Annotated in this window: 6 protein-coding genes; 4 read left to right on the top strand and 2 right to left on the bottom strand. The window is 68.3% G+C overall.

What is annotated here, in order from left to right; translation table 11 throughout:
* Positions 1–1,773 (bottom strand): polysaccharide lyase 6 family protein (locus RIF93_RS15450; RefSeq protein ID WP_309092339.1); only part of this gene is annotated, 1,773 nt, incomplete at its 3' end.
* Positions 1,774–1,981: 208 nt separating this feature from the next.
* Here RIF93_RS15450 and RIF93_RS15445 point away from each other — a divergent pair.
* Together RIF93_RS15445 and RIF93_RS15440 are read left to right on the top strand one after the other, a co-directional pair.
* Positions 1,982–2,758 (top strand): FadR/GntR family transcriptional regulator, encoded by a 777-nt coding sequence (locus tag RIF93_RS15445; RefSeq protein WP_309092338.1) that lies wholly within the window; start codon positions 1,982–1,984, stop codon positions 2,756–2,758.
* A gap of 222 nt (positions 2,759–2,980) precedes the next feature.
* Positions 2,981–5,977 (top strand): TonB-dependent receptor, encoded by a 2,997-nt coding sequence (locus tag RIF93_RS15440; RefSeq protein WP_309092337.1) that lies wholly within the window; start codon positions 2,981–2,983, stop codon positions 5,975–5,977.
* A 213-nt stretch (positions 5,978–6,190) separates the two neighbouring features.
* On the opposite strand, the gene RIF93_RS15435 is transcribed toward RIF93_RS15440, so the two are convergent.
* Positions 6,191–7,264: a helix-turn-helix transcriptional regulator gene (locus RIF93_RS15435; protein WP_309092336.1), complete on the bottom strand. Its 1,074-nt coding sequence runs from the start codon at positions 7,262–7,264 to the stop codon at positions 6,191–6,193.
* Between the two features lie 308 nt (positions 7,265–7,572).
* Here RIF93_RS15435 and RIF93_RS15430 point away from each other — a divergent pair, with 308 nt between their 5' ends.
* Together RIF93_RS15430 and RIF93_RS15425 are read left to right on the top strand one after the other, a co-directional pair.
* Complete coding sequence (locus RIF93_RS15430) at positions 7,573–8,907, top strand: HAMP domain-containing sensor histidine kinase (protein WP_309092335.1); 1,335 nt, start codon at positions 7,573–7,575, stop codon at positions 8,905–8,907.
* Positions 8,908–8,927: 20 nt separating this feature from the next.
* A partial coding sequence (locus RIF93_RS15425) for a hypothetical protein (RefSeq protein WP_309092334.1) occupies positions 8,928–9,275 on the top strand: 348 nt, incomplete at its 3' end.

The raw sequence follows: 9,275 nt of genomic DNA, 5'->3' as shown, positions 1-9,275 counted from the left end.
GAAGGCGGCGTTGACTGACAGGTCGCTGATGCGCGAGGCCTCGATGCGCAGGTCATAGGGTTGGATCAGCGTGCCCGGGTTGGTGCGGATCACGGCGTTGCCTGCGGCGTCGGGCGCCTCGCGGCCCGAGATTGCGATCCTGGAGAGCCGCAGACTTCCGCCGTCATCGATCTGGAAGAGGGTGGGGCGCGTGAAGGTGATCTCGACCGGCGTCTCCCAGGGGGCCTCGCCGGGCTTGGCAGGCGGGCCCACGAAGGAGACCGGCTTGGCGATCGACAGGGTCTCCTCGACCGCATACCGGCCCGGCGCGAGCAACAGGATGTCGCCCGGCGCGGCGGTCCTCACGGCCTGGGCGAGATCGGCGCCCGCCGCGAGCTGGTGGGTGCGGCCACTGTCGAGGCGCGGTTCGGGCAGGTCCTTGGGCCGCCAGGTGACGCCGGTCTCGCTCTTCGCGATCGGCTTCAGGTCGCGCGGGGCGCCGACCGCCTCCAGGCCTCGCCCCGAGGGATAGAGCAGGCCGTTGGGGGCGCGCGTCAGCCGGAGCGGCCGCCGCTCGAACCCGCTCGCCAGACGGGGCGCGTCCACGACGGACTGCACATTGTCCTCGAAGCGGATTCCGGACACGTCGCCATCGACGCGGAAGACGTCCTGCCGGTCCGGTCCGACAACGAGGTTGGCGGCGAAGCGCGTGTCGATCGGAGGCGCGCTGCGTTCGGCGTCGGCCCCGGCGTTCAGATGGACGGGAAGCGAGTCGATGATCGAGTTGCGCTCGATCCGGGCGCCCGCCACCTGATGGTAGCGGTTGATCGGCGAGTTCGGCACGCCGTTCATGATCGTCAGCGCGGAGGTGAAGCCGACGCCGCGCAGGCCTTCCATGTAGTTGCCCCGGACGACCTGGTTGCGGTTGATCACCCGCACGCCGCCGGTGTTGGGCTTGCCGCCGCCGAGGAAGACGTTCGCTTCGACGAGGTTGCCGTCGCCGTGGCGGAGGGTGAGGGCCCCTTGCGACTGGAAGAAGACGTTGCGCCGGATGATGTTCGCGCCGGACTTGACCGAGACGATCTCCACCTCGCCGTCGCAGCGGTCGAAGTAGTTGTCCTCCAGGATGGTGTGCGAGGCCGACAGCGACTCGTGACTGGTGCCGATGCGGACGGTCTCGCCGCCGTTGGCGCCGAGCGACGGCCGCGGCCCGAAATAGTTGTGGTCGATCCGGTGGCGGTTCTCCAGGCCATGAGCCTTGTCGCGAACGACGACCAGAGTCGCGCCGTGGTTCCCCTTGCCGATGAGCTGGCTGTGGTCGAAGCGGTTGTCATGGCCGTAGAGCGCCACCCAGTGATCGGACTCGGTCCGCACGGGATTGTTGAAGCGCTCGATGACCACCTCGGTCACCCGCGAGTGACTGGCGACCTCTCCAGCCTTGCCGCGGAAGGCCACGACCTCGCCGCTGGGCGCCCAGCCGTCCACGAACACGAGACCTGAGACGACCAGATGCTCGCCGGCGAGGCGCAGGTGGGATCGCCCGGTGACGAGGACCTGCCCCTTCTGCTCGGCCGTCAGAGTGATGGGCGCGCCCGGCGCGCCGCGGCCGCGAAGCACGATCTCGAAGTCCCGCCATTCGCCCTTGGCCAGCACGATGGTGTCGCCCGGGTCGGCCTCGGCGACCGCTCGCCGATATTCCTCCTGGCTCCGCACGAGCATCCGCTCGGCCGCAGCGTTCGAGGCGGAGGCCAGCAGTACGGCCCCCGTCAGGAAGGCGCCCAGGACGATCTTCATGTTTCCTCGCGCCCGGCGCGCAGGCCGGTTTCTTGCGGCGACGCTAGCAGTCGCCCGGACCAGTTTCAAGGATCAGATTAGACCAGTGAAGTTGAACCGGTCTATGCCACTGGCTTGACAGAATTGACGCCGCAGGGGACTCTGTTGACCCTATCCCAGACTCCGGCGTTCTGGCTGGAGATGTCGGTGGGCGCATAGGACCTAAGGCTTGGACGGATCGAACGACACGGCGCGACGGGCAGGGGGGCAGACCCGCCTCTTCCACGCCATCGCCGATCAGATCGAGTCGCTGATCGACCAGGGCGTGTTCCCGCCCGGGGCGAAGCTGCCCGGGGAACGCGAACTCGCCGAACGCTTCGGCGTCAGCCGCGTCACCGTGCGGGAAGCGGCCGTCGCCTTGCAGGCGTCCGGCCGCGTGGCCATCCGGCCGGGCTCCGGCGTCTATGTGCTCGAGCGCGCGCACGAGGATCCGCTGGGGCTGCCGGCGGTCAGCGCCTTCGAGCTGACGGAGGCCAGGCTGCTGTTCGAGTCCGAGGCTGCGGCGCTCGCCGCGCCGATTATCTCCGATGCGGACCTCCAGCGGCTCGACACGCTTGTGGCGGCTATGGCCGGCGGCTCTCCAGACCTCACGCCCGACGAGGCGGACAAGGAATTCCATCTGCTGATCGCTTCCGCCTCGGGCAATCGGGCCATCATCCACACCATCACCTCCCTGTGGCGCATGCGGACCGAGCTTGAAGAGGTCAGGTCCGCCCACGAGGCGATCTGTGAGAAGGACGACTCCTCCCGGATCGATGAGCACGGCGCCGTGCTCGACGCGCTGAAGCGCCGGGACCCGGCCGGCGCGCGGGCCGCCATGCGCCAGCATTTCAACCGCCTGATCGAGGCGATGCTGGACGCCGCCGAAGAGCGCGCGCTGCGCGAGATACGGCAGAAGTCGAACGAAAGCCGCGAACGGTTCCTGATCGCCGCCCGTATGGGCTGAGCTTCCACCCTCCAGATAGGCGAATTGCGCCACCGTGGCGCCGCCGTCCGCGCGCGCGTGAGGTCGAGCTGGTCCGATCCGGTCTGACAAATAGGTCTGCGCCGATTTCTGTTCGGAGCATACCAATTGGTTGACGAACTGGTCTGAATGCCGCATGCATGTGGTCCAACCTGCACCAGACAGGCGGACCGAAGGGGTGGAGCGATGCGGACCTTCCGACACATGACCCGTGGCCAGCGCAACCTGCGCGCGGCCCTGCTGGGCGGGCTCGCCCTGCCGCTTGCCGCCGCCCAGGCTCACGCCCAGACCGTGCCGCCCGCCGAGGCGAGCGTCGACGAGATCGTCGTCACCGGCATCCGCGCCTCGCTGCGCAGCGCCATCGAGGAGAAGCGCAGCGCCGAGAACCTCATCGAGGTCATCAAGGCCGAGGATATCGGCAAGCTGCCCGACCAGAACCTGGCCGAGGTGCTCGAGAACATCACCGGCATTCAGATCACGCGCGAGGCCGGCGTCGGCCGCGGCGTGCAGATCCGCGGCACCGACGCCAACCGCGTCGAAATCAACGGTGTCTCGACGGTCGGGTCCGGCTCGGGCCGCTCAGGGATCAGCTTCGACGACCTCGCCGCCTCGATGACCAGCTCGGTCGAGGTCATCAAGGTGCCGGAGGCGCGGACGATCGAAGGCTCGGTCGGCGGCACGATCAACCTGCGCACCATCCGCCCGCTCAGCCTCACCGAACCGCTCATCGCCTTCCGCGCGCAGGGCGAATACAGCGACCTGGCCGACACGGTTACGCCCCGGTACTCCGGCACCGTCGGCCGCCGCTGGGACACCCCGCTGGGCGAGTTCGGCCTGGTCGGCAGCTTCAGCTACGCCGAGCAGGACGTCGTCGCCTTCCGGCCTCGGGTCGATCGCGACGCGGTCGTGACCCCCAACTCCGGACGAGCGAGCGCCGAAGCGTTCCCCTTCCTGCGCATCCAGTTCTTCAACCAGGATCTCGACAACTTCGAGTACGAGACGAAGAACTTCGCCGGCACGGCGGAGTGGAAGCCGACCGACAACCTGCGGTTCTACGTCGACGCCGTGCTCAACGACCAGAAGCGGGTCGAGCAGAGCTCGACCGTCCAGATCTCCACGGTGTCCGACAACGGCGTGGTCGACAACACCGACAACACCTCGTTCGAGACGGTCGATCTGGGCAAGGTCCAGGGGCCCAACGGCGAGATCGACCTGGGGTCGGTACAGGCCGCGCTCACCGGCATCATCCGCCCGCGAACGACGGGGAATCTGGCCCCGTACCTGCGGACCACAAGCGACACCGGTTCGCGCCTGACCGAGAGCAAGGTGCTCGCTTTCGGCGGCGAATGGCGCGGCGACAGGCTGTCCGTCAGCGCCCAGGCGTCGCTTTCGACCTCGGACTCGGTGCTGCCCAGCTTCAACACGACGTTGGAGTTCGTGAACCCGAATTCGCCGCCGCCGACCGCCGGCGTCACGCTCGCCAACGGCGTGCCGATCGAGTTCGACCTGCGCAACGGGACGCTGCAGTTCGGCATCGCCCAGGGCCTGGCTTCGACGCCCACGTCGGCGCAGCTGCTCGATCCCGCGAACTACCGGCTGCAGCAGGTGGCGCAGGCGCGGAATGTCCGCGAGAACGAGGAGAAGGCGCTCAGGCTCGACCTCTCGTACGAGACGTCGGACTTCCTTCCGTTCCTCAAGTCGGTCGACGCCGGCCTGCGGTGGAACGAGACGAGCGTGCTGAACGACGATGTGCGGGGCACCACCAGCTTCACCAACATCACGACGTCGTTCCACCGCCCCAGTGCGAACCGGTTCGCGGACCTCGTCATCGCTGGTCCGAACAACTTCAACGACGCGGACAACCGCCGCCTGTACTTCGCCGATTTCCTGATCATCGACGGCGCCCGGGCCTTCAGCGATCCGACCGGCACTCTGGCCGCCCTCAACGCGGCGATTGCGGCGAGCAACGCAGCCAATGGCTCAAACATCCCGGCCATCGGCGCGCCGACCTCGCAGGCCAGCGCCTTCTTCGAGATCGTGGAAGAGACCAAGACCGCCTACCTGCAAGGCAACTTCGACACGGAAGTGTTCGGCGTTCCTGTGCGGGGCAATGCGGGGGTCCGGTACGTGAAGACCAACCTGGAGTCGGTCGGCAACACCATCGTCACGGGCTCCACGCCGACCCGTTCGGTCAACGAGACGTCCTACGAGTTCTGGCTGCCGCGCTTCAACCTGATCGTGGAGCCTCGCGAGGACCTGCTCATCCGCGGCGGCATCGCGCGGGACATCCGCCGCCCCGACTTCGACACCCTGTCCACATCGGTGTCGTTCGCGACCAGCGAGAACACTTCGGTGGTCCGCGGCAACCCGAACCTCGAGCCTGAGACCGTCTGGTCCTTCGACCTGTCGGCGGAGTACTACTTCGCGCCCTCGAGCGTGGTCAGCGTCGGGTTCTTCCACAAGATCCGCGAAAACCTATTCGCGAGCATCACCGAAAGCCCGCCGGACAATGCCGTGAACGGCGTCGTGAACCGGAGCCGCGACCCCTCATGCCCCGGCGGCGGCATCTTCAATCCGATCGCCATCATCAACGTCAACAACCCGGCGCGGGGTGAGACCGGCATCTGCGTGCCGCTGTCGTCGACCTTCAACGTCGATGGGAAGACGACCCAGACCGGCGTGGAAGTCGCCTTCCAGCATGACCTCTCCGGTTGGGAAGACCGGCTCGGCTGGGCGTCGGGCTTCGGCTTCATCGGCAACTTCACCTACCAGAAGGCCGGCGGCAATGTGCGGAACTACCGGAGCGTCGGCCTGACGCGGAACACGATGCGGGATCTGGGCTTCAGCCCGGCGCCGCAGGACCTGATCGAACTGCAGAACCTGTCCAAGTACGCCTACAACGCCACACTGTTCTACGAGAAGTACGGGCTGAGCGCGCGGATGCGGTACACGTGGCGGTCGGATTACCTCAATACGGAAGCCTTCACCTCGGCCTTCGACGTGCCGCGGGTGAGCGACGACCGGGGCCAGCTCAACGCCAGCATCAGCTACGATGTGAACGACTGGATCAACATCGGCATCGAAGGGATCAACCTCACCCGCGAAGATGCAAACGAGTACTGCATCAACGACGGCGCGCTCCTCTGCTACAACGGCCTCACGGACCGTCGCATCATCGCGGGAGTCAACATCCGCTTCTAGGCTCCGTCGGCGCCACCACCTGGCGCATCGCCGACCTCGGCGGGCGCCAGGAGAGGCCCGTAAGCACCGAAGCACGTCGAGCTTAGGGCGGCGTTCTGATCCAAGAAGTCCGGCTCCCAACCTACCAGGTTTGAAGGTTCGCTAGGGGTGGGTGGCCGGCGTTTGTCGCCAGGCGCCACTCGGTCGAGAGCGGCCGGACGACGGCTGATGTCCTCAGCGAAAAGCCTGCAGCCGCGCCGCAAGCTCGGCTCGGCGGTTGACGCCGATCTTCCAGAACAGCGCTTTGACGTGGCTGCGCAGCGTCGACACCGAGATTCTCTGGGCCGCGGCGATATCCTCGGTGGAGGCGCCCTCGGCCAACTGCAAGGCGATGGCGGACTCCGCCGGCGTAAGATCGAAGGCTGTCTGGATCAGGTCCCGCGACACGCCGCGATCGCGACCTCCGCCCCGCGCCACGACCAGCAGGCGGGGCTCGAACCCGAAGGCGTGGGGTGCGCTCGGGAGGGCGACGATGTCGAGCACCTCGACCTCCCCCTCGCGCCGCAAGACGACCGAACCGGATGGCGTTTCGCCCGGCGTGCGCCGGTCCGATCGCGCCTTATCGATCGCGGCCTCCAAGGCGGCCGCGCCGGCCCCCTCCGCGCCGAGGCGGGCGCGCCGCACCTGCAAGATTCCCCGACGCAGCACCGCCTCGGCCTGGGCGGTGACCGCCCGCACCGCGCCAAGGCCATCGCAGATGAAGGCGGCGAGCGCCAATCCATCCAGGGCGCCCGCCAGAAGATCCGCCCCGCGTCCCTCAAGCAGGATCTCGGTCTGCACCGCGGCGCGGACCGGACCGATGAGAGCTTCGAACGCCCGTCGGTCCTGGCTTTCGGGCGGGCCGCCCCCTTCTGAGCGGCCGACAGCGAGCTTGATCAGCATCCCCTGGTCGCGGACCAGGGTCGCCTGGCTGCCGTGAGAAAGGTCGTTCCGACGGCACCAATCGGCATGGGCGAAGTTCCGGCGGAGTTCGTCCTCGCTGGAGCACCGGGCCTCGTGCCAGGCGTGCATCACCCGCGCGCGGCGACCCACCTTGATCCTCGGGTTGACCCGCGGGTCTCCTCCGTTGATCGCAACGAACTCCGTGATCGCGCTGGCATCGGCTCGAGGCATCCAGTTGAAGGCCACCGCGGCGTCACTGCTGACGCCGATAAGCTGTCCGTGCCGCCCGCCGCACGCATCCGCCAGGGCGTTGAGGGCAGGGGCCCAGGCGCCTGTCAGGGGCGCGGAGGAGAACAGGTCCGCCACAGCTGACCAATGAGCCTCGTCCCGGACCACCGCTCAGGCCTCCCGGATCCGGCGACCCAGCGGCGGGAGCATCGCCGCCGCCGGCGCGGCGCGGCTCCGGACATCAAGGGTCGGATGCATACGCACTCCAAGCCTGCGCATGGAATTCAATCGGAGGAGGAGGCTAAGGAGGCGCGACGTCGTCGCCCATTAGACCGGATGGTCTACTTGCCGGGCGGCCCTGAGCGCACCCACTCGTTGCGGGCTCGCTTGACAGTGACCGCAGAGACCCGGATCGTCCCGGCAGTCGCGGGGAGCCTAGAGAGAGCGTGGACGCGGCCTATCGCGACCTCATCCTGGTCCACGAAGCGCGGACCGAACTGAAGGGCAGCATAGCTGCTTGGTTCGTGCTCGCCTCAGTCACCGCCTTCCTGGCGTTCCTGTTCGCGGGCAAGGCCGATCCGATCCGCTTCACGCTGTGGCTCGGAACGATCGCCACCTTGCTTCTGGCGTGGCTGGCGGCGTGGATCACCTTCGTGCGGCGCACCCCCACCGACGAGGCGATCCTCACGCGCTGGATTCCCAGCGCCAAAGTCGGGATGGTGGTCTGCAATCTGGCGACGGCCGGGAGCGTGTGGGTCTTCCTGCCGGTTTCGGACCCCGAGCTCCGGGCGCTGCTTTTCGTGCTGTTCGCCTGGTACCTGATCATCCAGTTCGCGGCGGCTACCGAAGCGACGCAGGTGCTGAACAGCGCCGTCATCTCGGTGCTGGGCTCTCTGACGGCTTGGCTCCTGATTGCGCGGCCGCCCTACTTCGCGCCCCTGGCCCTGATGTTGCCCATGTTCGGCGCGACCCTGATGGCGATCCGGCGCTTCATACGCCAGGCGGTGGTGGCTTCCCGGATGGCCCAGGCGGCGGCGGACCAGGCGCGGGACGAGCTCGCCGCCGCCCTCGTCGACCTCGAGCGCGAGCGCGACGCCAAGACTCAGTTCATCCGTGCCGCGTCACACGACCTGCAGCAGCCGCTACAGGCGGCGAGCCTGTTCCTCGATCGGGTGAAGCCCGGCGCCCGCGCCGCCGAGCAGGCCGCGGCCGTCGGGGGCCTTCGGCGGGCGCTTACGGCCGCCCGCACGCTGGTCGCTTCCATGCTGGACCACCTGAAACTCGAAGGCGGCGTCGTCGTGGCCGACATGGCCTCTTTCCCCGCCGCCGAGCTCTTCGAACGGGTGCTGCTCACTCAGGGGCCGGCCGCGGCTGAGGCCGGGATGCGGATCTCCGTCGCCGGCCGGTCGGTCGAACTCCATGCCGATGGTCTGCTGTTGGCGCGTGCGGTCGAGAACCTCGTGGCGAACGCCATCCGGCACTCAGGCGGACGGCGCATCGTGATGGGCGCCCGGGCGCAGGGCGAATGGACTTTCATCTGGGTGGTGGACGACGGCCAGGGGCTGTCGCCCGGCGACGAGGCGCGCGTCTTCGCCCCGTTCGCCCAGGGCGCGCGGGTCGGATCTGAAGGCGGGTTCGGCCTCGGCCTCGCGGCGACGCGGAACCTCGTGGAGCTGATGCACGGCGACTGCGGAGTGCGGCCGGGCGTGACCCGCGGCGCTGCCTTCTGGATCGCGCTGCCCGCCGCCGCCCACGCTTTGTCGGTGCGATGCGCGGCCTGATCTGCGACGACCATCCGCTCATGAGAGAAGCGGTCGTTGGCGCCCTGCGCGACCGCTGGCCCAACCTGACGATCGACGAGGCCGGCGACTATCCCACGGCCTGGAGCCTGGCTGAGGCCGGCCCGGCGTTCTGCTTGGTCGACCTCGACATGCCCGGGGCGATGCCTGTCGCCGGCATGACGCTCCTTCGGGCCCGGGCGCCGGAGGCCGTGATCCTGGCGCTGACCGGATTGACGGACCCGGAGCTCTTCCGTGCGGTGCGCGCCTGCGGCATCGCCGAGATCTTCTCGAAGAACACGGACGCTGCGGTGCTGATCGCCCGCATCACCGACCTCCTGCCGGAGCTCCATGGCGCGGAGGCAAGCGCG

This window comes from Phenylobacterium sp. (genome assembly GCF_031181185.1).
In the GTDB taxonomy this organism is placed as follows: domain Bacteria; phylum Pseudomonadota; class Alphaproteobacteria; order Caulobacterales; family Caulobacteraceae; genus Phenylobacterium.
This window is presented reverse-complemented; position numbering and strand designations above follow the sequence as displayed.

Excerpts from the sequence above, each read along its gene's own strand:
- RIF93_RS15440 (WP_309092337.1), top strand. The coding sequence starts at position 2,981 with ATGACCCGTGGCCAGCGCAACCTGCGCGCGGCCCTGCTGGGCGGGCTC.